The following is a 24,343-nucleotide window of genomic DNA, read 5'->3' as shown; positions in this document are numbered from 1 at the left end:
AAGAAATAAAATAAAAACAGGCGACACCAGTAAACTGATATCGCCTGTATAAAATATTTCAGAAAAATACGTTTTAGACTTTTGCGTGCCTTGGTGTTTCTACGGCGGCCTGAGCTGCTGCAAGTCTTGCTATGGGCACTCTGAATGGTGAACAACTTACATAATCCATACCGATCCTGTGGCAGAATTTGACACTTTCAGGGTCTCCACCATGTTCGCCGCAAATACCTACTTCAAGGTTTGGTCGGGTCTTTCTTCCTCTTTCCAGACCGATTTTGATCAATTCTCCTACACCTTGCTGGTCTATGGTTACAAAAGGATCATCTCTCAGTATTTTTTTGTCCAGATAAGCAGGCAAAAATCCGCCAATATCATCCCGGCTGAAACCAAAACTCATTTGAGTGAGGTCATTGGTTCCAAAGCTGAAAAATTCAGCTTCTTCTGCCATATGGTCAGCTTTGAGGGCCGCTCTCGGTATCTCTATCATGGTACCGTAAGCATAATCAATCTTATCCACGCCCTTTTTGAGGCATACTTCATCATATACTTTTTCGACGATCCTTTTCTGATCTTTGAGTTCGTTTACAGTACAGGTTACTGGGACCATGATTTCAGGAAATGCTTTTTTACCATTTTTAATGAGTTCAACAGCAGCTTCAAAAATAGCTCTGATTTGCATTTCAGTGATCTCCGGATAACTTACACCCAATCTTACGCCTCTGTGGCCAAGCATTGGATTATTTTCATGAAGAGCAATTACCCGTTTCTTTAATGTTGCCACCTTGATACCGAGTTCATGGCTCAATTCAGCAATTTTATTTTTGTCATGAGGCACAAATTCATGAAGTGGAGGATCAAGCAATCTGATGGTGACAGGATGTCCGTTCATCACTTCCATGGTCCTTTTGATATCTTTTTTGACATATACTGCCAGTTCTGAAAGTGCTTTACGTCTTTCTTCTTCCGTATCACTGACAATCATTTTTCGTAACAAAAACAGAGGTTCTTCACTGTTATCACCATAGAACATGTGCTCGGTTCTGAACAGACCAATACCGGTGGCACCAAAATGGATGGCATGCAGGGCATCTTCCGGGGTTTCCACATTGGACCTGACTTCAAGTTCTTTAGTTTCGTCGACCAATTTCATCAATTCGCGATAAGAATCGTTTTCATCAATATTGACTGAAACTAATGGCAATGCACCTTCAAATACTAATCCAGTAGTGCCGTTCAGGCTGATCCAGTCACCTTCATGTATGACTTTGCCACTTTTGGTTCTGAATAGGGTATACTCAGAATTGAATTCTATTTCATTACAGCCGACAATACAACACTTGCCCCATCCTCTGGCTACCAATGCAGCATGAGATGTCATACCACCTTTACTGGTGAGAATAGCCTTGGATGCGTGCATACCATCTACGTCTTCAGGTGATGTTTCATCACGAACTAATATGACAGGTATTTTTTTCTCGGCCCATTCTACTGCTTTTTCAGATTCAAAAACTACCCGACCTTTTGCTCCTCCCGGAGTCCATAGCCATTTTGACAGCAGCGATACCATTTCGCTTTCCTACTCGACATTGGAGCATATAAAGCGTACCTTTCTCAATGGTGAACTCAATATCCTGCATGTCTCTATAGTGGATCTCGAGTTTTTTCTGATATTCATCAAGCTCTTTATACATTTTTGGCATCAACTCTTCCAGCGTGTCAAGATCCCTGCTCTGATCATTTTTAGAAAAATCATTGATCGGAGATGGTGTTCGGATACCTGCTACGACGTCTTCGCCTTGGGCATTGATCAAAAATTCTCCATAAAAATGATCATCACCAGTACCAGGGTTTCTGGTAAAAGCAACTCCTGTTGCACAATCACTACCCATATTTCCAAAGACCATAGCCTGCACATTGACAGCGGTACCCCATGCATCCGGAATTTTTTCGATACGGCGGTATTCCACTGCTCTTTTTCCTTGCCAACTACCAAACACAGCACCGATTCCACCCCATAACTGATCGATAGGGTCTTCAGGAAAAGCCCGACCTAAAGTATCTTTCACTTTGCGCTTGAAAACCGAAACCAAATGTTTCAGATCGTCTGCAGTCAATTCTGTGTCAATCTGATACCCATGTTTATGTTTTACGTCTTCAAGGATGTCATCCAGTACTCTCCTGATACCTTTTCCACCTTTGGGCTCTATACCTGCTGCTTTTTCCATAACCACGTCTGCATACATCATGACAAGTCGTCGATATGCATCATAAGCAAATCTTTCATTTCCGGTCTGCTCGATTAGTCCTTTTATGGTTTCATCATTTAGGCCCAGATTCAGTACGGTGTCCATCATGCCGGGCATAGATCTTCGAGCGCCTGATCTGACTGACAGTAGCAATGGATTTTTTTTATCTCCAAATTTTCTGCCCATGATTTTTTCCATTTTTTTCAGAGCTTCAGCTACTTCACTCTGAAGAGAAGGTGGATAGGTTTTTTCATGTTGGTAATAATAGGTACACACATCTGTAGTGACGGTAAACCCAGCAGGTACCGGCAAAAGTAAATTGGGATGTCCTGCCATCTCAGCCAGATTGGCACCTTTGCCACCCAGCAGATTTTTCATTGATTCGTTTCCATCAGCCTGGCCGCCACCAAAACTGTAAACATATTTTTCTGAAGACATAATATAAAATTTTAAAAAATAGATAAAAATCAAAAATATAAGTGCAAAGAAAGAGTTTTAGGCGGTGATATAAACTGATTTGAGTCATATCCTGAAATGATGTTTATTAGTGTAGCAACGAAATATGGTCACATACCTTCTTTTATTCCTTTCCGATGTTGGTTCTGGACGGGTTATGTCGAAGAAAAAAACGGGCATTCGGTGAGCCCCATTTTAAAATTTAGACAGAAAAAATATACTAATTTTATTTTTTTACAATAGATCATGATTTAAATCATAGCGGGGATTTAATTAAATTGGTAACTTTGTAAGAGAATGTTTAAATTTTGTTTTTGGATAATAGAATAAGACATTGTGTGTGTAACAAATTGCGCGCTTTCAGTATTATTCTTTTAAGGCGGTAAAAATGTGGTTGGATTGGGGAGCTCGTCTCAAGCATAGCTTGACAAGCTCTTTAGGGAATGAGGGTAGCGGGGAAGAAAATATGAATTTGTGCAATTTGTTATACACAATAAAACATTTTATTGCTAAAGGATAAATTTTAAACATACTCTAACATGGTAGTTCTATAGACCTTTTAATGGATATTTTATAATAGACTAAAACAATCATTATCAAAAAGATTCTCATTATCCGATTTTCATCCATTGGCGATATTGTACTTACAACGCCTGTGGTCAGATGTTTAAAAAATCAAACAGGGGCTAAGATTCATTATCTTGTCAAACAATCATTTGCGCATACCATTCATGACAATCCTTATATTGATAAAATCCATGTGTATAAACCGGATTCGTCCACATCTGTGTCCAGCCTCAAAGCAGAAAACTTTGATTTGATTGTTGATTTGCAAAAGAATATGAAATCATTTAAAATTTCTCAATCTCTTGGTGTCAAAACGATCAGATTTAATAAAATGAATGTCAGAAAATGGCTGACAGTCAATTTGAAGATCAACAATCTTCCCAAAGGTAAACATTTAGTCGACAGGTATTTTGATGCTTTATCAGAGACAGGCATCAAAGATGATGGTGAAGGTCTTGACTATTTTATCATGCCGGAAGATGAGTTTGATGCACAGGAATTGATAAAGGGTATTCCGGAATTTCAGGTGCTCGTGTTAGGTGCAACTTATTTTACCAAACGCATTCCAAAGGAAAAATGTATCGACATCATTTCATTATACCCTCATACCACGATTATGCTGGGAGGACAAGATGTCCATCAACTTGCTGAAGAAATTTCAGCATTGTTGCCGGCAAAAGTTGTCAATTTTTGTGGAAAAATAGGTTTGGGTGTCAGTGCCGGTATCATAAAACATGCGAGTAGGATTTTTTCAGGCGACACTGGTTTGATGCACATAGCAGCAGCTATGCAAAAAGAAATATTTGTGTTGTGGGGCAATACCATTCCTGATTTTGGAATGTATCCTTTTTATGGGAGCAATCATCAGGAAAAACATACAAATCTTCAAGTGGAAGGACTGTCCTGCAGACCATGTTCAAAATTGGGATATGATCACTGCCCTAAAGGTCACTTCAGATGTATGATGGATATAAAAATACTATAAGGAAGAACTTCTGGTTTTTTATCTGTTTTTTTTGAGTGTTGATTTGTATACTATTTTTTAAAAATTGATTTTTTTTTATTGAACGGGATAAGCAACCTTTATAATTACGGTTATCATAAAAATATTTCCTTTAGGAGAAGACTCAAACTTAAAACACCCATTACGGGACTCTGTACATTATCACTGAAGGTTCGAGAAACTGTTCTGCTTCTTCATAGGTCATCTGCTTGTCACCTTCAAATGCACTTATAAAAATCAATTGAACCTGATCGGGAAATTCATCATCATAATCTATTAAGTAATCCAAAAGCAATGGAGTACCTTCATTATCATATATGAAGGATATAAAATTGTAATCATATCCTTCTATTTCCTGTTTTCTCACCATCCAGGTGCCCGTTTGATTGTTAGCTTCTGTAGTATACATATCCACAAAGGTATCTGCATCAAAATCGGTCACAATCACTTCCCCGGATTTTGCATCATCCCACTCCCATTGTCCGACAAAAAAACTCTTATAATCCATGAAGGCTACTGATGCAAAATTGGTTTGATTTATATCGGGGTCTTTGACAAACATCTCCAAGCTTCCTACTTCATCTATGGCTAAAAAATAGTCTCCATTCTCCAGTTCAAAATAATAATCCTGATCTTCAAACTCATAACCTACTATGGCTATTCCCTGATTTATCAAAACACTTTTACCCGCATCAACAGACATATCTATAACCTTGGACTCTTCCCATTCCTTGGATGGATCATTGTTGTCTATAAAAAAGCTAACATTGTTTTCTGTATAGTTGAAGATATTGATGGTTCCTTTGGGGATGGTGCCGGTATTTACAGGTGCTTTACTTATAATACTCGATTTTGCCTTCGGCAAAGAATACGCCTTGGCTGTTTGATTTTTTATTCCTTCGGCTGCCAGATTTGATTTGCTTTGATCATCCATTTTCATAAACAACTGAGACGTCTTATTTTTAGAATCTGTAAAAATCTCTGCCCAATTATTAACCGGCTTCTTGATCAGGCCCTCTTTTATAAAATGATAAGTAAAAAAACCACCTAAATCATTATTTGAAAATGCTTTTTCGCCTTCAGTTGCTGCTGATAAATGCATAAAACCCTCGTACCCCAAAAACAAATCCTTATAAATTTGATCAAAATCACCTGCAGCAATTTTTTGACCACTTCTGTTTATACTTCTGGCCATAGTTAAATTATCAATGGCATTTGAACAACAATCAGTAATAAGCATATTCAAGCGCGATTTCTTTGATTCAATGATTGATGCAACTTCATCTCTACCCAAATTTTTTTCATCTGAAGTCAACATGAATGTTTTACCTTTTTCCATAAAACCATGTCCGGTAAAGTAATACATGATGATGTCGTCCTTATCGTTTTGAATTGCTTTGAGTGTGGTAACAATATTAGTCTTTGTTGCTTTTGTACCCTGAAGAACTGTTTTCTCCACTTTGACAATATTTCTTTTTTCTATGATATCCAACATCTGGTTTAATGTAGCTAAGTCAACTCTAAGACTTTGAGCGATGTTATTATTGTCCGGTGACTCATAATGATCACAAATGACCAGCACCGCCTTGACCGTGACAAGACCTGTTGGTCTATCGGATATTTTCAGATTTATGTTAGTATCAAATATGGGTTGGCTCAAAGAACATGACCTACTATTTAATTCCATAGCAGATATGTTTTGTATACCTATTAAAACTAAGCCGAAAAGAATTAGAATTCTATGTTTCATACTTTTGGGGTTATGGTGCAAATATAAAATATTAATTTGAAAGTGAGAACAAATGGGAAACAAACGTGTGTATAACAAGTTGCATCTTTTCAGTATTATTCTTAATACACGGTAAAACGTGGTTGGATTGGGTGGCTCGTCACAAGTGTAGCTTAACAAGCTCTTTAGGTGATGAGCCTGCCTGTCTGCGTAAAAACAGGCATGGTTAGCGGGGAAGAAAATATGAATTTGTGCAATTTGTTATAAAAACGGAAACAAACAATAATTTATACCTTAATTAATACTTTCTGAACAATAGACCATTCATATATTCTCCTATCTGATTTCTACTGTTTTCGTCAATCTTACATGCACTCAGATGTGAATATGCAAGATCTCTGTACACCTCGATCAATTGTTTGCTGTATTCTTCAACGTGTGTTTTTCTGAATATTTGTGTTACAGTCGTAATTTTTTCATCATCGGAGATAGATACATTTAGTTCAGAATATAAGTGTCGAAGTGTTTGCTGTTGATGATCATCACACAACTCAAGTGCTTTAAGATAAAGATATGTTTTTTTGTTTTTGATAATGTCACCTCCTATTTTTTTACCGACTTCATCAGCGTTGCCAAATGTATCCAGATAATCATCCTGCAGCTGGAAAGCTATGCCGTAATTCTTGGCAAATTCATACAAGTGTGTACAGTCACTTTCTGATGCACCTCCTACCATAGCACCCATTTTTAGTGAACAGGCAAGGAGGACAGCTGTTTTTAATGTGATCATATGTAAATATTGCTGAATAGTGACATCGTCACGATTTTCAAAATCCACATCATATTGCTGACCTTCACAGACTTCTACAGCCATTTTGTTGAATTCAGTGAGCAAAGATTTTACTAAAACCGGGTCACTGTGATCCAGCAGATATTCATAGGATTTAATCAGCATTACATCACCGGAGAGTATAGCCGTGTTGATATCGTATTTTTTATGCACAGTGGGTTTGCCCCTTCTGATGTCTGACTGATCCATGATATCGTCATGTACCAAAGTAAAATTGTGAAATACTTCTACAGCCATAGCTACTTTCAGAGCACCTGCAGTGTTTTGACTGTACAAATCACTTCCCATCAAAGCAAATACGGGTCTCAACCTTTTGCCACCGAGGGCCAGTATATAGTCAGCAGGTTCATAAAGCGTATGGGGCACCTTGACTAAAGGATGTTTTTGGAGATAATCTGTAAATAAACTATGATACCTGCTAAAATCAATCATGAGATTCAATCACTTGTTAGAGAAAAGGAAAGCAAAGTTAGTATAATCTATAATCTTACAAATTGTTTTTGAAAAGATGGACAATGTATATTCAGCTATTGAACAAATTAGTAAAACCCATCTTTAACCTAATGATACAACAAAGGCAAGCTAATCCACTTACTGAGCCTGTCATACTCATAGACTTTATCAGTTTGTATTATGCAGTTTTCCGTTTAATATAACCTTGGATATATGATTGGTCCCAAAGGCATATATAAAATATTCAAGTGATGGTATTTTTTTTGTGATGATCAGATTTGCAATTTTGCCCGGGCTAATACTGCCTAAGCTATGACTGATTTCCATTGCTGCAGCCCCATTGATAGTGACGCCATGAAATGCTTCCTGGGGAGTGAGTCTCATATGATTGCAAGCGAGTGCCATCAATAGCGGAATGTTGCCGGATGGACTTGAGCCTGGATTATAATCAGTTGCTATAGCGATACCCAGTCCGCTATCAATCATCTTTCTGGCAGGTGCAAATGGTATATTGAGAAAAAATGAACATGAGGGCAATACTGTAGGAATAGTATTTGAGCTCAAAAGTGCATTGATTTCTTCATCTCCGATCCGCTCAAGGTGATCAACAGAAATAGCCTTGTTTTTGATACCAGTCTGAACACCTCCTGAGTTAGCTAATTCATTGGCATGAATTTTTGCTTTAAGGCCATATTTTGATGCTGACTTCAGAATAGTGTCTGTTTCTGCGGTGGTAAAAAATCCTTTGTCACAAAACACATCACAGTAATCTGCCAAGCCTTCGCCGGCTACTTTTGGTATCATCTCATCGATGATCAGATCTATATATTTATCTCTGTTATTCTGGTAAGCTGCAGGTATGGCGTGTGCGCCGAGAAAAGTAGCTTTAATCGCTGCAGGACTGTTTTCTTTTAGCCTCCTTATGACGCGAAGCATTTTTAGTTCGTCTTCAGTAGTGAGCCCGTATCCGCTTTTTATTTCGATAGCACCTGTACCTGAAGCTATGACTTCATTGAGCCTCAGGGAAGCTGATTCAAACAGAGCATCTTCAGAAGTTTGCTGTAATTTTTTTGCGGAATTGAGTATTCCTCCGCCATTTGCAGCAATTTCTTCATATGTTGCCCCTTTCAGACGAATAGTATATTCGCCTTCACGTGATGCTGCGTACACGATATGTGTATGACTATCGCACCAAGCCGGCATCACCAGACCACCATCTGCATCGATCACATTTCTGATATTTTCAGGAGCCTGATCCATAGGTCCGAATGAGGAAATCTTATCATTTTCTATGACGATGTATCCGTTTTCAATAATGCCTGAAAATGACATAGCCGATCCTTTGAGGAACGGCTTATCATGGATACCATAGATTTTACCTATGTTTTTGATCAGAGTTGCTTTCATGAAGAAGGGTCAAAATTTTTATCAATTAACTATACCATTCAGGTTATGTTCTGCTAAAAGTTTTGTTTTATAATCTCCGGCTTCTTCCGGAGTATCAAATTGGCCCATTCTGACTTTGAATACCGGATTTCCGTCGGTATATTCGCTGACGACGCTTATCGGATCATCCGTCAGATCAGTCAATGTTTTGACCATTTGTTCTGCTTTTTGATAAGATGAAAACACGCCCACCTGCACCCTAAACATTTTGTTTGTTTGTTTTACCAAAAAATGTTTTTTATAGTCATCAGACATTTTGTTCATGCTCTCTGAAATAAATTCATCAGAGTATATCAATGAAGGAGCCGTATTTAAATCGTGCCTGATGATGGTTTTATTGATTAAGGTATTATGTTTACTAAGAATTTCAGTCATTTTTAATGGAGATAAAGTTTCTTCAATGCGATCTACAAGCTTTCCATCAGAATTGAATATGAGGATAGTGGGCAAATATTTTATATCATAGTCTTTTTTGAGCTTATACCCTTCTGCTTCATCTATATCTATTTTTACTCTTACATAATTCTGTTCCAGCATATCTGTTACAGTTTGGTTGGAGTATGTGTTTTTTTCCATCCATTGGCAGGGACTACACCAGACAGCATGAAAATCTGCAAAAAGTAATCTGCCTTCTGCTGCGGCTCTTTTTCTGGCTTCACTTATTAATTCAGCAGAAATCTCCACTTGTGGCAAAGCCGCCTTTGATAAAGTTGGATTAAAAAGCATCGTTAAAAATGCAGGAATAATGAATATTGATTTCATTTATAAATTGGATTTTTGATATTAAAAATGAATTACTATAAATTACACTAAAACATAATTTGTAAATACATGTAAACCAGTATCTAAACAATATCAAATCTTGTACCAAAAAAAATAACAGATACACGATAGACCTATGAATTTAAATATAAAAATACATAATAAACAAATATACAATATGTTATAATTAAAATTATTTTATAATATATTTCAATTTTTGGGCTAATAAATAAATTTTTATACCTTGTTTTGGAAAATACTGTCTATCTTGTGCCGCTTTTCAAAAATCTGTAAAAATCAATTGAGATGTCAAAGATTCGAGCTGCTATTACAGGAGTTGCCGGATATGTGCCGGAAGATATTTTGTCTAATGCTGATTTGGAAAAAATGGTAGACACTTCTGATGAGTGGATCTACACAAGAACAGGTATCAAAGAAAGAAGAATCCTTCGTACGCCAGGAAAAGCAACCTCAGATATGGGAGCGGAAGTGGTCAGCTTGCTTTTGGAAAAGACAAAAACAAAACCGGAAGAAATCGAAATGCTGATCTGTGCGACAGTGACACCTGATACTATTTTTCCTGATACTGCAAATACCATTCTGAACAAATCAGGTGCAAAAAATGCTTTTGGATATGATATCAATGCAGCCTGTTCAGGTTTTCTTTATGCTCTTACGACTGGGGCAAAGTTTATAGAATCAGGTATGTACAAAAAAGTTGTCATCATCGGTGCTGATAAAATGTCGACTATAGTAGATTATACTGACAGGACTACTTGCATCATTTTTGGAGATGGTGCAGGTGGTGTTTTGCTGGAGCCTTCAGACGATGGCGCTGGAGTCATTGATTCTGTATTAAAGTCTGATGGAGCAGGGCGGGAATTTTTACATATGAAAGCTGGAGGATCGTTAAAGCCACCTTCTGAAGAAACCGTAGCAAGTCGGGAACATTTTATATATCAGGACGGTAAACCTGTATTCAAAGCAGCTGTAACCGGTATGGTCAACACCGTCAATCAAGTACTGGAAAGAAATGAAATGACGGTCGACCAAATAGATTGGTTAGTACCCCACCAGGCCAATATGCGTATCATAAACTCTGTAGGAGATATGCTCGATATACCAAGAGAAAAAGTGATGGTCAATATTGAAAAATATGGCAACACCACCGCTGGTACTTTACCACTGTGTTTATGGGATTACGAGTCCAAACTCAAAAAAGGTGATCATATTATGTTGACAGCTTTTGGTGGAGGATTTACCTGGGGAAGTACTTTATTAAAATGGCATTATAATTCTAAATAAAACGTTAATTTTGTAAAACTTTTAATGATTAAATAAATTTATGGCAAGTACATCTGATATACGAAACGGCCTTTGTTTGAACTACAACGGAGACATATACACGATAGTAGAGTTTCTTCATGTAAAACCCGGAAAAGGAAATGCGTTCGTGCGCACAAAACTCAAAAGTCTTACCACCGGCAGAGTAGTGGAAAACACGTTCCCGGCCGGTCATAAAATAGACGACGTAAGAGTAGAAAGAAGGAAATTTCAGTATCTGTATAATGACGAAAGTGGATACAATTTTATGGACAATGAAACATATGATCAGGTTTCATTAAATGCTGCCATGCTGGAGAGGCCTGATTTTCTGAAAGAAGGAAGTGAAATAGAGATCTTATTTCATGCAGAAAAAAATATACCTTTGACAGCGGAAATGCCATCCCATATTACATTAGAGATAACATACACTGAACCCGGAGTAAGGGGAGATACGGCCACAAATGTGACCAAACCCGCTACAGTAGAGACCGGTGCTGAAGTGAAAGTTCCGATTTTTATCAATCAGGGTGATAAAATTAAAATTGATACACGTACAGGCGCATATCTTGAAAGAGTCAAATCATAAACCATTAAAAACCAAATTGTTATGAATTTCAATGAAATCCAGGAGCTAATAAAGCTTATGAACAAGTCCAATCTTTCAGAATTCAAAATGAAGGAAAAAGATTTTGAAATCCTCATAAGGACAGAAAAATATCATAAAGGTACTTCAACGGTGATTGCTGCTCCGGCCGCTACACCTTCGGTATCTGTGACGTCGGCACCACAGATGATAGCACAGCCATCAAGTGCTAAGGCTGAAGATGTTACACCTGCACCACAGCCTGCCGCTTCATCCAAGAACATAGTAGAAATTAAGTCACCTATAGTAGGTACATTCTACAGGTCACCGGGACCGGATAAGCCACTTTTTGTAAAGATCGGAGATACTGTCAAACAAGGTGATGTGGTGTGTATCATTGAGGCTATGAAACTTTTTAATGAAATAGAAAGTGATGTCAGCGGGACAATAGTAAAAGTATTGGTCGAAGATGCTTCACCTGTAGAATATGATCAGGTCCTTTATTTAGTTGAATTATAGCATCAGAGTATGGTTAATATTTATGATCTAGTAATAAAATGTCTTATTTTATTATCCCAAAACAAAATTTAAACATACTTTAAGTTTTTTCCAAAATACCAAAATTTTCATACCACATGTTCAATAAAATTTTAATTGCAAACCGAGGTGAAATTGCTTTAAGGGTTATACGGACCTGTAAAGAGATGGGTATAAAAACTGTGGCTATATATTCCAAGGCGGACGCAGACAGTCTTCATGTCAGATTTGCAGATGAGGCAGTATGTATAGGCCCTCCTCCTTCATCAGAATCATATCTCAACATCCCGCGTATCATGGCAGCAGTAGAGATAACCAATGCCGATGGTATACATCCGGGATATGGATTTCTATCTGAAAATGCTAACTTTTCTGAAATATGCAGACAGTCAGGAGTTAAGTTTATTGGACCCACTCCTGAGATGATCGGCAAAATGGGTGATAAAGTTACAGCTAAAGAAACAATGATCAAAGCGGGAGTTCCTGTGGTTCCCGGCTCAGAAGGATTGCTCAAAGATGTAAAACAGGGTATAAAAATTGCAAATCAGATAGGCTACCCTGTCATCCTGAAAGCTACTGCAGGTGGTGGTGGAAAAGGAATGCGTATAGTGACCAAAGATGACGAATTTGAAGCTGCATGGGATAGTGCAAGAAAAGAAGCAAAAGCATCATTTACAAATGACGGAATATATGTAGAAAAATACGTAGAAGAGCCCCGCCATATCGAATTTCAGATCATAGGAGATCAGTTTGGCAATGTGATACATCTGTCAGAAAGGGATTGTTCTATACAAAGAAGACATCAAAAGCTAATAGAAGAATCTCCATCTCCCTTCATGACTCCGGAGCTCAGAGAAAAAATGGGAGATGCAGCAGTCAAAGCATGTAAGTCTATCAACTATGAGGGCGTCGGTACTATAGAGTTTCTGGTAGACAAGTACAGAAACTTTTACTTTATGGAGATGAATACAAGAATACAGGTAGAACATCCGGTGACAGAAGAAGTCATAGACCATGATCTGATCAAAGAACAGATAAAAGTTGCCGCTGGAATTCCTATTTCCGGCAAAAACTACTATCCAAAGATGCATGCTATGGAATGCAGGATCAATGCTGAAGATGTGTTTAATGGATTCAGACCTTCGCCCGGCAAAATCAACTCATTTCACAGTCCTAAAGGCCACGGTGTAAGAGTGGATACACACGTGTATGCCGGATATACAGTTCCACCATTTTATGACTCTATGATAGCCAAGTTGATTTGTAAGGCTCAAACAAGAGACGAATGTATCAAAAAGATGCAAAGAGCACTGGATGAGTTTGTCATCGAAGGCATAAAAACAACAGTACCTTTTCATAAGTGCATTATGAAAAATGAAAAATTTAAATCCGGTGATTTTAATACTGGATTTATGAACACATTCTCAATAGATGATTGTATCGAATAAATAATTAAAATTCCACCTGCTATGGAGGGATTATGGCGATTGCTTTCCCGGATAAAGCATTATAAAAGAAGTTTTATCCTTAGTATTATCTCAAACATCCTGCTTTCTGTATTTACAGTCGTAAGTGTACCTTTACTCATACCATTTTTCAGTATCCTTTTTGACAGAGTACCTGCTCAGCCTGTCATGCCGTCCGGTAGAGATTTCAGCGAATGGCTCCGATACTATATGTCAGATCTGATTCTGAAATTCGGAAGAGAAGACGTATTATTATGGGTATGCCTGAGCATTGTAATTGTTATTTTTTTGAAAAATCTATTCAGATATAGTTCCTTGTATTTTATGGCTCCATTGAGATTTGGGATCATTTACGACCTTCGAAAACAGATGTTCAACAAATTTCTTGAACTGCCATTGAGCTTTTACAGCAATGAACGAAAAGGAGCACTGATGTCATCCATGACGCTCGATGTTCAGGAAGTAGAATGGTCTATTCTAAATGTCATAGAAGCCATATTCAAATCCCCGTTTATAATTATAGGCAGTGTTTTTCTGATGATCTACATCAATGCTGGGTTGACGTTGTTTGTATTGATTTTGGTCATCATTGCAGGTCTTATCATAGGGAAGGTCGTAAGTACTTTAAAAAAAGAATCAGGAGAAGTTCAGGAAATGGTAGCCAATCTCTCATCGCACCTTGAGGAGACCATAGGAGGACTAAGAGTCATCAAGGGATTTAATGCAGAGGATTACCAAAAAGCAAAATTTGACAAAGAAAATATATCATTCAGAAATCTGCTTACCAAAGTTGTCAACAGAAGAGATTCTGCATCGCCGGCTTCTGAGTTTTTGGGTGTAACTGTTGTTGCCGTATTGCTGTGGTATGGCTCGCATCTCGTCTTTAAAAATGAATTACAACCTGAAACATTTTTTGCCTTTGTTTTAGCATTTTACCAGGTGATTGAACCCGCAAAGTCATTAGCATCTGCTTATGTGAGCATCCAGAAGGGATTGGCAGCTTTAGACAGGATTGAAAGGATAGTAGAGACACAAAATGAGATCATTTCAAAACCGGACGCAATACAAAAAAACACTATTGACACCTCCATCACTTTTGAAAATGTGAGCTTCAGATATAAAGACAATACTTACAATGCGCTGAGTCATGTGTCGGTACATATTGCAAAAGGACAAATAGTAGCATTAGTAGGATCGTCAGGTGCCGGAAAATCAACATTTGTTGATCTATTGCCCAGGTTTTATGATGTGACAGAAGGCGCTATAAAAATAGACAGTATCGATATCAGGGATATTTCGGTTACCAAACTAAGGGAATTGTTTGGGATAGTCACTCAGGATGCTATTTTATTTCATGATACTATAGCCCGTAATATTTCATTCGGAGGCAACTATACCGCTGAAGAAATCAGGCAGGCAGCTATTGTAGCAAATGCACATGAATTTATAGAAGCACTACCGGAAGGATACAATACTAGTATCGGAGACAGAGGCCTTAAATTATCAGGGGGACAAAGACAAAGGCTCACCATAGCAAGAGCTGTACTCCGCAATCCTCCTATTTTGATTCTGGATGAAGCGACATCAGCTTTGGATTCTGAATCTGAAAAACTGGTACAGGATGCATTACATAAACTGATGAAAAACAGGACGTCTTTTGTAGTGGCACACAGATTGACTACCATACAGCAGGCTGATATTATATTGGTAATGGAAAATGGTACAATTATACAATCCGGTAAACATCACGAACTGCTCCAATTGGATGGACCTTACAAAAAATTTGTGGAGATGCAGTCATTTGCTTAAACGTAATCTAAGATGTTTCAATTTTTATCGTTGAAATTAAGGACATAAATATTTTCAATCATTATGAATAGAGAAGCCATTTATACAACATTTAAAGATACATTTGGTATTCCTGATGTTTCAGTGTTTGCTCCGGGCAGAGCAAATATTATAGGCGAACATACAGATTACAACGATGGTTTTGTCTTGCCATTTGCTATCAATCATGGGGTGTGGTTTCATGCCAGACACAATTCATCTGACAAACTGAGTATCATTGCAAGAGATACAGGCGAACAAACAGTCATCGATCTGATCCGACCTTCTAATCCCGTTTTTGGTTGGGACAGATTTTTTATACAGGTACTTCAGGCTATGTCAGGTCACTCCCTCAAAGGTGCGGATATTGTATTTGGAGGAGACTTGCCCATTGGTGCCGGAATATCTTCATCATCAGCCATTACGTGCGGATTTGTGAGGGTACTCGATCTCCTCCATGATCTTGGTCTCAGTTCAGAAGAAATTGTAAATACTGCCATTACCGCAGAAAGAGGCTCCGGGGTGAGAGGAGGGATAATGGATCAATATACTATCGTCAATGGTGTGAAGGACAAAGCTATATTGTTGGACTGCAGGACCAATAGTCATAGTTTCATAGACCTGGAGCTAGGACAACATCGGCTTTACCTGATCAATACCCGAGTAAAACACAATCTGGTACATACCGACTACAACAATAGAAGAGCTCAATGCGAAGAAGCTGTATCATTGCTCCATCAACACTACAGGCCAGTGAAGGCTCTGAGAGATCTTCATGTAGATGAGCTCTACAAAATAGAAAAACTACTGCCGGATACACTTTTCAACAGAGCAAGCTTTGTTATCCAGGAAAATCAACGGGTTTTGGACGCTGTCGAGGCCATCAGATTAAAAAACTTTGCTCAACTCGGAGAACTGCTTTATGCTTCGCATGACGGATTGTCCCAGATGTATGATGTAAGTTGTGAAGAATTGGATTGGCTGGTAAATTTTACTTTGGATCAGGATGATTTTCTGGGAGCCAGGATGATGGGTGGAGGCTTCGGTGGCTGCACCATCAATCTTACCACCAAAGAAACTGATATTGCGGTATTGGAAGAGATGGCCGCTAAGTATTCAGAAAAATTTGGCATCAGACCCGAGATTATACCCATCAGCCCTGAGGACGGCATTCTTCAAAAAAAGTGATAAACTTGAAAATTTTGAAATTTTGAAAGCTAAAAAACTTGGTAAACCGTTTTTTGCAAAAAATCAAGAAAATTAAAGCACATATTATGATAAAATCAAAATTAACAGAAAAAGACTTTATTAATTTGAACTTTGTTTTGCTTTATAGTAAAGTTTATATGAAATTTCTTACCGGAATATTTACTTTTTTATTATTATTTCTTTAGTGTCATCCATTTTTTATCCCCAAATTCCATACTCACAAGCAATAATATTTGCTGTAATTTTATTGGCAATTCCTCTATTGACTTATTTTGGTGCTAAGAGAAACTATGTCAATAATCAAAGGGTTGGTGAGATTATAGAATATCAATTTGACAAAGACAATTTATATATAAAAGGAGAATCTTTTAATTCACAATTGACTTGGAATAAAGTCTATAAAGTGATGCAAACAAACAATTGGGTTTTAATTTGGCACAACAGACAAATTGTAAATGCAATACACAAAAAAGATGTTTTGGAAAGTCAAATCAAAGACTTAAAAATAATTTTGTACGAACAGAATGTTAAGAACAATTTATAAAGCATAACCACGATGGTCGAAGTCTGTGACTTCGATCCTATACATTTACCCTGTTGGATAAACATCCTACGGGGTAAAGAATTTGCAAAATATTTATGATCTTTTAGTTAGCGACTATTGAATTAAAAATTCATAAAATACTTTATCGAAGTTAGAAACTTCGACAATCAGGAGTAATAATTTTTGAAGTTTTATCAACTTTCTTAAAAAACTATTCCATTAAATAATATTATTAATATCCTGTCTTCCTATTATGGCCATTATTTCTACAATTTCATCATTTATTCTGAAATATATACTGTCAACACCGCATACGCAGCGTCTGTAACCTGGTTTTATATCATCGACAGATTCAAATGAAAAAGGTCGGTTTGCAATTAGTTCAAAACACTCAAAAAATGATTCAAAGTACTTATCTGCTTGTGTCTCTCCAAAATTTTCTACCCCATAATGATGTATTCTTATTAAGTCTTCTTTTGCTAAGTTACTCAATTTATAATGAGCCATTAATCAAAGACTTTGATTGTTTTAAAATCTGTGTTTTAGAATCATTGGTAAACCCACTCTTTTCAGATTTCTCTAACCTAGCCCTAATAAAATCAACCTGAACTTGTTGTTTTCTTGCCTGACGAATGAGATCATTAATGAGTTCACTTTTACTTGCATATTCTTCATTATTCACCTGATCTTTTAACCATTCATCATTCGGTTTAGTGAAAGTTATACTTTGTCTTTTCATCTGTTTATTTTTTATATTTATTTTTAAAGGCCAGATGGAATCTTTGATAAAAAATAATCATTGTGGTTTGTATAAAATAAACCCTGATTATTTTTTATGTCGATTTCATGATTGTAAATTTGATGTAAATATACACCATATTTACATCAATGCTAAATTTTTTTTAATTAGAATGCAAAACTAAAGGTGAGTTCGACAAATATTTTACTAAACATCAATATATTATAATTTAACTTGATAATCTTTGAATCATTAAAACCCTGAAAGCCTGCCGGGCATTTAGACAGAGCTTCCCCTATGGTCGAAGTCTGTGACTTCCTATACATATACCCTGTTGGATAAACATCGTACAGGGTAAAGAATTTGCAATGTGTAAGTAAAAATGTTAATTAATTATGCAAATGATTTTAGCATAAAATATTTATGATCTTTTAGTTCTACTTTGTCACCTTCAAAAATCAAAGTCATTTACACTTTCATCAAAATGTAATGGACCCGGTAAATGTATTGGTTATTTTGGGTCATAACTGTTGGGTTAACCCAACAGTTTCCAATCAACCAGAAAGTCCGGATAATTTAACAAAGTAGAATTAGTTAGCGATTATTGAATTAAAAATTCATAAAATACTTTATCGAAGTTAGAAACTTCGACAATCAGGGTATAAAATAGTACAATTTTGGGTTACATCCATATATTATGAACGTGACTTCAAAATAATCGCCTTATTTAGTTCGCCTGCCTGCCTATTACCATAGTTTTCAGGAAAGCTAAATGCGTTGATTATTTTATCGCCAGAACTGTAATCTATTGATTTACAAATAAGAAAAATTTTAAACATACTCTTGTTTCAGAAACAAATTCACTACTTGTAGTCAATTGAAGATGCCCAAAGCATATTTTTATTATTTTTGCAGTTATGAAACTTTATTTGAATATTGCTTCAAGATACCTCACAGGCAAAAAAACGACCAATGCCATCAATATCATAACCTGGATTTCTATCATAGGTATGGCTATAGGCACTGCAGCACTCATTTTGATTTTATCTGTTTTTAACGGTTTTGAAGGATTGCTGAGCGGTATGCTCTCCAATTTTAACCCTGATGTAAAAATTACTCTCAGCGAAGGTAAATACACTTCTCGTGATCAAGTGCAGGAAGACAGATTAAAAGGTATAAAGGGTGTAGCACAAGTATCATTTGTCATAGAAGAGACTTGCTTTTTTGATTATAAAGGATCACAGGAAGTAGGTATCATAAAAGGGGTAGACGGTAACTATATGCAAGTCACCGGACTTGACAGTTCGATTATCCTGGGTGCTGCCAAGTTTGGAGAAGATACTGAATACGGCCTTTTGGGATCTCAAATGAATACAAAACTCTCAGTCAATCCTGCTGATGGCTTTGCTACTGTCACAGCGTATATGCCTTCTGATGAAGATAAGGGTCCACTTGCAAAACCATTCAATAGCCTGAATTTTTATCCTTCGGGTACTTTTTCTGTTGGTGGTGATATAGATATCCAGTATATCCTGGTCAACTATGAAGCCGCAAATAATTTACTAAACCTTGAAAATCATTTTTCAGCCATAGAACTCAGACTGACGCAGGATGCTGATGAAAAAAAGGTGATGAATGAACTGCAAAAAGTATTAGGTCCGAAATTTAAAATCAGCAACAGATACCAACAAGACGAAGGATTCATCAAAATCATGAATATCGAAAAATGGATCAGTTACCTGATAGCTTGTCTGACATTAATGATCATAGCATTCAACCTCGTGGGATCTCTGTGGATGATCGTCCTGGAAAAGAAAAAGGATATAGCCATTCTTAAGTCTATGGGCCTGACCAAAAATGGAATACAGATGATATTTCTCTTGCTGGGGTTACTCATCTCATTTATCGGTATGATGTCAGGTTATTTATTGGGTATATTTTTATACTGGTTGCAGAAAGAACACGGATTGGTCAGTATTCCGGATGGCTTTTTGGTCGATGCGTATCCGATAGAATTGAGGATGTCAGATTTTATCGTTGTTACTATGACAGTACTGGTCATAGGTCTGTTGGCATCCTTATTGCCTTCTTTCAGGGCAGGACAAGTCAGTGCTTTTGTAAGACAAGAGTGATTTTTTCAATTGATATATATAGGCAATACTTTTAATCCTATACACACTAACTTCTTAACCTAATCAACATATAAAATAATTATTATATATTTGCGTTTTCATCATTCAGACAAACCACATACAGATGAGTGAACCTACTTCGGTAATTTATAATGAAGATAATATAAAAAGCCTTGACTGGCAGGAACATATACGCATACGTCCCGGTATGTATATCGGTAAGCTCGGCGATGGATCATCTCAGGATGATGGTATCTATGTCTTACTCAAAGAAGTGATAGACAACTCTATCGACGAGTATGTCATGGGCAATGGCAAGAGTATAGATATTCAGATAGAGCACGGCAAAGTTACGATCCGGGATTTTGGAAGAGGAATTCCCTTGGGTAAGGTGATCGATTGCGTATCAAAAATCAACACAGGTGGTAAGTATGATTCCAAGGCATTTAAAAAATCAGTAGGACTAAATGGAGTAGGTACCAAGGCAGTCAATGCGCTTTCCAGCTACTTTAAGGTACTTTCATTCAGAGATGGTGAATGTAAGATGGCTGAATTTAAAGAAGGGGTCATCACCAAAGACTATAAGCTTGAAAAAACTACTGAACCAAACGGAACGCTAATTGAGTTTATAGCTGATGAAAATATTTTTAAACACTTCAAATACAGGAGTGAATATGTAGAAAATCAGCTTTGGAACTACGCTTATCTCAATGCGGGTCTGAAGCTCAATTACAATGGCAAAACCCTTGTATCAAAAAACGGGCTACGTGACCTGCTGGAGAGGAAAACCGATGTCGAAAATCTACTCTATCCCATCATCCATCTCCAGGGAGAAGATATAGAAGTGGCCATATCACACAGCATGCAATACGGTGAAGAGTACTATTCGTTTGTCAATGGTCAGAATACCACACAAGGAGGAACACACCTGGCAGCTTTCAGAGAAGCCATCGTCAAGACGCTAAGGGACTACTACAAAAAGGACTTTGACTCCAGAGATGTGCAGACATCTATAGTCGGGGCTCTCAGTCTCAAAGTAGAAGAACCCGTATTTGAATCTCAGACAAAAACCAAGCTGGGATCTCAAAACATGACACCGGATGGTATCACTATCAGGTCATTTGTGGTGGACTTTCTCAAGACCAATCTGGACAACTTCCTGCACAAAAACAAAGAAATTGCTGATGCATTGTTGCGCAAAATTCAACAATCAGAGCGCGAACGAAAGGAAATAGCAGATATCAAAAAAATAGCCAATCAAAGAGCAAAAAAAGCCAATATTCATAATAAAAAGCTTCGTGATTGCAGGATACACCTGACTGATGGCAGGAAAGCTGACGATGAGCAAAAGCTTGAGTCCACGGTATTTATCACAGAAGGAGACTCTGCGAGCGGATCGATCACCAAGGCCAGAAATGTACAGACACAAGCAGTATTTTCTCTCAGGGGCAAACCGCTCAACTGTTATGGTATGACCAAAAAAGTAGTATATCAAAACGAGGAGTTAAACTTACTGCAGCATGCGCTGGATATCGAAGATGGCATAGAAAATCTCAGATACAACCGTGTAGTCATAGCCACAGATGCCGACGTGGATGGTATGCATATAAGATTGCTCTTGTTGACATTTTTTCTTCAGTTTTTTCCAGATCTGGTGAAGTCAGGCCATCTATATATCCTGGATACGCCATTATTCAGGGTCAGGGATAAACAAAAGACATTCTATTGTTACAGCGAGCAGGAAAAGCAGGAAGCTATCAAAAAACTGCGTGGTAAGGCAGAAATTACAAGGTTCAAAGGGCTGGGCGAGATATCTCCCAAGGAGTTTGAGGACTTCATTGGTGCCGATATCAGGCTGGAACCTGTCATCCTGGGTGAAAAAACCAAAATAGAAGACCTCCTCGGATATTACATGGGCAAAAATACTCCGGAACGCCAGGTATTTATCATAGACAATCTCAAAGTAGAGCTTGATGAAGTAATGCAGGAAGAAGAAGTCATGGACCTGACAGAGGTAGAAGAAACTGCAACGATATGATACATGAAGAAGCAATGCCTGACAGTACAGTATTGCGTGATCTGACATTGACAGAAATGCCTTATGGGAAATATAAAGGCAGGAAAATAGCTCAGTTGCCGGTACACTATCTTGAGTGGATAGCAAGAAATGGATTTCCATCCGGAAGGCTCGGCATGTTGCTCAGTACCGCACATATCATCAAAACCAATGGTCTGGAGCATCTGGTAAGGTAGGGTGCTTTGTTTCATTAATTGGGTGTATCTCAATATGTAGGGTAAAATTATTCGTTTACAAAAATGTATATAAGCGTTTATTATGGTCTTCTTGGTATAATTTAAATTAATGATTATCAATTTTATATATTTAAATTTCTTGATTTCGGTGTGCAGTTTTTGTGTATTTTTATAAAAACATTTGCACTTCATTTAGTCTTTTGCCCTATTCGGGCGGCATTTACTTTTTTTCCTGTCAAAAAAAGTAAACAAAAAAGACCAGTTACCTTATATACAGGCATTGTTGGGGCATGCCAGTATAAAAACGACCATGATCTACACTCATGTCACCACACAAAGTGTAGCCAATGTGCAGAGCCCTTTAGATAGTTTAAATCTATCTGTAAAAAAGCCCTGAAAGCAGGGTCAGACCCACATATCTATAGACAAAGAAGGAGGCAATACTAAGCTGATGATATTTTTTGTTTCCTAATCAAGCCCCATGTGGTATGCGTGGCACAGGACATACGGCATATATGCCGGACAAGTATATAGATATGAGTCAATACAGCAGGAGAAAATTTTTAAAAAGACATGAGCTACTACCATCAAATCATAGATTTGGCGGGCGTAGCTATACCTTTTAGATAAAAAATTACAAAAATTAGTTCGTTTTGATAAAAAAATATATTTTTATGACGCAGATTAATAAGTTATCGACAAGCAAAAAATTAAAAATTGAAATATGACAAATCTTGAATTACTTATTAAAGCAATAGAAACAAAAAAACCTGTTTCATTTGAATACAATAAAGAAGGTAAAACTCCTGGGGTTAGGACAGGAAATCCACATATCTTATATGTACAACAGTATACAGATACGACTAAACCTAAAAACTCAAAGGTAGATTTATGGCAAACAAGTGGAGTCACTGATACAAGTGATACCAAACCATTACCATCTTGGAGAAATTTTTTCTTCTCTGATCTTATCAATATCGTCATACATGAAGACCATTCACAATTTGAAATAGCAGAAGGGTATAACCCAGAATCGGACAGATATAAAGAAGTTATAGCTAAAATATAATGAGTGTAGCCTATCATAAAGAATTGTTTAATAACGGGAAAGTTCGTCTTATGGTGAATTTTACTAATATTAAAGATTCTGTTGCAGACGAAAATATAACCCTTAGATTATATGCAATAAACGATCAAGCGGTACCAATTTTTACAGAAGAATTAGATGTCGAAGAAATCAGAAACTTATATAAACATTTAGATTCAATTTCCGTAATAAAAGATGGTGCAAAAAAGTCGGCTAAATTTATTGAGACAACAGATGAAATAAATATATTACTTGATCAACTGAAAGAAAGCGATTTAGAGACTATTCTTCATCTTCTTGAGAAATTTGAATCACAAGAAAAAATTAAAGGGTTATTAGAATCACTTTCAGAATTAGAAATTGAAAATTTACATGGTGCATATCACCACAAGTTAATTACTGAAGAAATCGCAATTCTTGAAGAACTTATTGAATTAGAATTAGTTGTAAACATTACAATCGATATTAAAGCGAAAACTCATTTACTAAAATATGCGGCTGGACAACCAGAGAAAATATTTCAAAATTGGATCGAATCAAATTTATGGGTTTTTGGTGTTGAATATATAAAGCAACATGATGTAAGAAAGATCGCCTTATTTAGTGAAGGTGATATACTTATGGAATCTGTAGATGGTTATCTTGATTTAATAGAACTCAAAAGGCCAAAGCATAGTTTATTGAAATTTGACAGTAGTCATAAATGTTACTTTCCACATCCTGATCTATCCCAAGTTATAGGTCAATCACTTTTCTATCTTCAGAAACTTTCAGAATATAAATTAATCCTTGAAAGAGAATATCAAGTTAAAGTAATAATGCCTCGTATAAAGGTAATTATAGGCAATAATACAAGTTTTGGAGAAGATGAAAAAGATTGCTTTAGAATGTTAAACTCTAACTTAAATTCTATTCAATTAATAACATATAATGATTTAGTAAACTTCGGTAAATTAATACTCGCTACATATGAAGAGAAGCCAGTCGATAACAAAGGCTATGATGTCCATTCCTCCTAACGTCGGCACGGCACATAGCCAAACCGTTGAACAAACCTAAAAATAAATATATCTAAATATCAGTAAGACAAGTTATTAGGCATGATATTTGGCCTACCAGGTATAAATA

19 protein-coding genes and 1 pseudogene are annotated in these 24,343 nt (G+C 36.9%); 13 read left to right on the top strand and 7 right to left on the bottom strand.

Translation table 11 applies throughout. The features are described 5' to 3' along the window. Positions 1–73: 73 nt before the first annotated feature. Positions 74–2,684, bottom strand: a pseudogene (locus IPK35_21020) (pyruvate, phosphate dikinase). Between the two features lie 673 nt (positions 2,685–3,357). On the opposite strand from IPK35_21020, the gene IPK35_21015 reads away from it, so the two are divergent. Further along, positions 3,358–4,254: a glycosyltransferase family 9 protein gene (locus IPK35_21015; protein ID MBK8055683.1), complete on the top strand. Its 897-nt coding sequence runs from the start codon at positions 3,358–3,360 to the stop codon at positions 4,252–4,254. A gap of 160 nt (positions 4,255–4,414) precedes the next feature. Here IPK35_21015 and IPK35_21010 read toward each other — a convergent pair whose 3' ends face one another. The 4 genes from IPK35_21010 to IPK35_20995 form a co-directional block, all read right to left on the bottom strand. Then, entirely contained in the window at positions 4,415–6,022 is a 1,608-nt protein-coding gene (locus IPK35_21010) for a caspase family protein (protein MBK8055682.1), read from the bottom strand. 277 nt (positions 6,023–6,299) lie between these two features. Continuing rightward, positions 6,300–7,283 (bottom strand): polyprenyl synthetase family protein, encoded by a 984-nt coding sequence (locus tag IPK35_21005; GenBank protein ID MBK8055681.1) that lies wholly within the window; start codon positions 7,281–7,283, stop codon positions 6,300–6,302. A 189-nt stretch (positions 7,284–7,472) separates the two neighbouring features. Then, positions 7,473–8,711, bottom strand: a complete 1,239-nt coding sequence (locus IPK35_21000; GenBank protein MBK8055680.1) for an imidazolonepropionase — start codon at positions 8,709–8,711, stop codon at positions 7,473–7,475. Positions 8,712–8,732: 21 nt separating this feature from the next. After that, the gene (locus IPK35_20995; GenBank protein ID MBK8055679.1) at positions 8,733–9,512 is read right to left on the bottom strand and encodes a thioredoxin family protein; all 780 of its coding nucleotides are present in this window, start codon (positions 9,510–9,512) and stop codon (positions 8,733–8,735) included. A gap of 306 nt (positions 9,513–9,818) precedes the next feature. Between IPK35_20995 and IPK35_20990 the strand changes: the two genes are divergently transcribed. The 7 genes from IPK35_20990 (at position 9,819) to IPK35_20960 (ending at position 17,004) form a co-directional block, all read left to right on the top strand. After that, positions 9,819–10,817, top strand: coding sequence for a ketoacyl-ACP synthase III (locus IPK35_20990; GenBank protein ID MBK8055678.1), 999 nt, complete (start codon positions 9,819–9,821; stop codon positions 10,815–10,817). Positions 10,818–10,857: 40 nt separating this feature from the next. Continuing rightward, positions 10,858–11,424 (top strand): elongation factor P, encoded by a 567-nt coding sequence (gene efp, locus IPK35_20985; protein MBK8055677.1) that lies wholly within the window; start codon positions 10,858–10,860, stop codon positions 11,422–11,424. A 21-nt stretch (positions 11,425–11,445) separates the two neighbouring features. Beyond that, positions 11,446–11,940, top strand: a complete 495-nt coding sequence (gene accB, locus IPK35_20980; GenBank protein MBK8055676.1) for an acetyl-CoA carboxylase biotin carboxyl carrier protein — start codon at positions 11,446–11,448, stop codon at positions 11,938–11,940. Between the two features lie 116 nt (positions 11,941–12,056). Beyond that, positions 12,057–13,406, top strand: coding sequence for an acetyl-CoA carboxylase biotin carboxylase subunit (accC, locus tag IPK35_20975; protein MBK8055675.1), 1,350 nt, complete (start codon positions 12,057–12,059; stop codon positions 13,404–13,406). A 21-nt stretch (positions 13,407–13,427) separates the two neighbouring features. After that, entirely contained in the window at positions 13,428–15,233 is a 1,806-nt protein-coding gene (locus IPK35_20970; GenBank protein MBK8055674.1) for an ABC transporter ATP-binding protein, read from the top strand. Positions 15,234–15,296: 63 nt separating this feature from the next. After that, positions 15,297–16,439 (top strand): galactokinase, encoded by a 1,143-nt coding sequence (gene galK, locus IPK35_20965; protein MBK8055673.1) that lies wholly within the window; start codon positions 15,297–15,299, stop codon positions 16,437–16,439. A 205-nt stretch (positions 16,440–16,644) separates the two neighbouring features. Next, positions 16,645–17,004 (top strand): hypothetical protein, encoded by a 360-nt coding sequence (locus IPK35_20960; GenBank protein MBK8055672.1) that lies wholly within the window; start codon positions 16,645–16,647, stop codon positions 17,002–17,004. A 219-nt stretch (positions 17,005–17,223) separates the two neighbouring features. Here the strand turns inward: IPK35_20960 and IPK35_20955 are convergent, their stop codons facing one another. Together IPK35_20955 and IPK35_20950 are read right to left on the bottom strand one after the other, a co-directional pair. Next, entirely contained in the window at positions 17,224–17,511 is a 288-nt protein-coding gene (locus IPK35_20955) for a type II toxin-antitoxin system RelE/ParE family toxin (protein MBK8055671.1), read from the bottom strand. After that, positions 17,498–17,743 carry a type II toxin-antitoxin system ParD family antitoxin gene (locus IPK35_20950; GenBank protein ID MBK8055670.1) on the bottom strand — a complete coding sequence of 82 codons (246 nt, stop codon included), beginning with the start codon at positions 17,741–17,743 and terminating at the stop codon, positions 17,498–17,500. The genes IPK35_20955 and IPK35_20950 overlap by 14 nt, the downstream gene beginning before the upstream one ends. 917 nt (positions 17,744–18,660) lie before the next feature. Between IPK35_20950 and IPK35_20945 the strand changes: the two genes are divergently transcribed. The 5 genes from IPK35_20945 to IPK35_20925 all read left to right on the top strand — a co-directional run bounded on the left by IPK35_20945 (position 18,661) and on the right by IPK35_20925 (position 24,234). Then, the gene (locus tag IPK35_20945) at positions 18,661–19,875 is read left to right on the top strand and encodes an FtsX-like permease family protein (protein ID MBK8055669.1); all 1,215 of its coding nucleotides are present in this window, start codon (positions 18,661–18,663) and stop codon (positions 19,873–19,875) included. 124 nt (positions 19,876–19,999) lie between these two features. Continuing rightward, positions 20,000–21,913 (top strand): type IIA DNA topoisomerase subunit B, encoded by a 1,914-nt coding sequence (locus IPK35_20940; protein ID MBK8055668.1) that lies wholly within the window; start codon positions 20,000–20,002, stop codon positions 21,911–21,913. A gap of 14 nt (positions 21,914–21,927) precedes the next feature. Beyond that, on the top strand, positions 21,928–22,128 hold the full coding sequence (locus tag IPK35_20935) for a DUF3820 family protein (GenBank protein ID MBK8055667.1): 201 nt from the start codon (positions 21,928–21,930) through the stop codon (positions 22,126–22,128). Positions 22,129–22,852: 724 nt separating this feature from the next. Then, on the top strand, positions 22,853–23,197 hold the full coding sequence (locus tag IPK35_20930; GenBank protein ID MBK8055666.1) for a hypothetical protein: 345 nt from the start codon (positions 22,853–22,855) through the stop codon (positions 23,195–23,197). Then, positions 23,197–24,234, top strand: a complete 1,038-nt coding sequence (locus IPK35_20925; GenBank protein ID MBK8055665.1) for a DUF4263 domain-containing protein — start codon at positions 23,197–23,199, stop codon at positions 24,232–24,234. The genes IPK35_20930 and IPK35_20925 overlap by 1 nt, the downstream gene beginning before the upstream one ends. Positions 24,235–24,343 lie beyond the last annotated feature (109 nt).

Source organism: Saprospiraceae bacterium, assembly GCA_016713025.1.
In the GTDB taxonomy this organism is placed as follows: domain Bacteria; phylum Bacteroidota; class Bacteroidia; order Chitinophagales; family Saprospiraceae; genus OLB9.
Note: the sequence above shows the minus strand (reverse complement) of the source record. Positions and strands in the feature narration are given on the sequence as shown.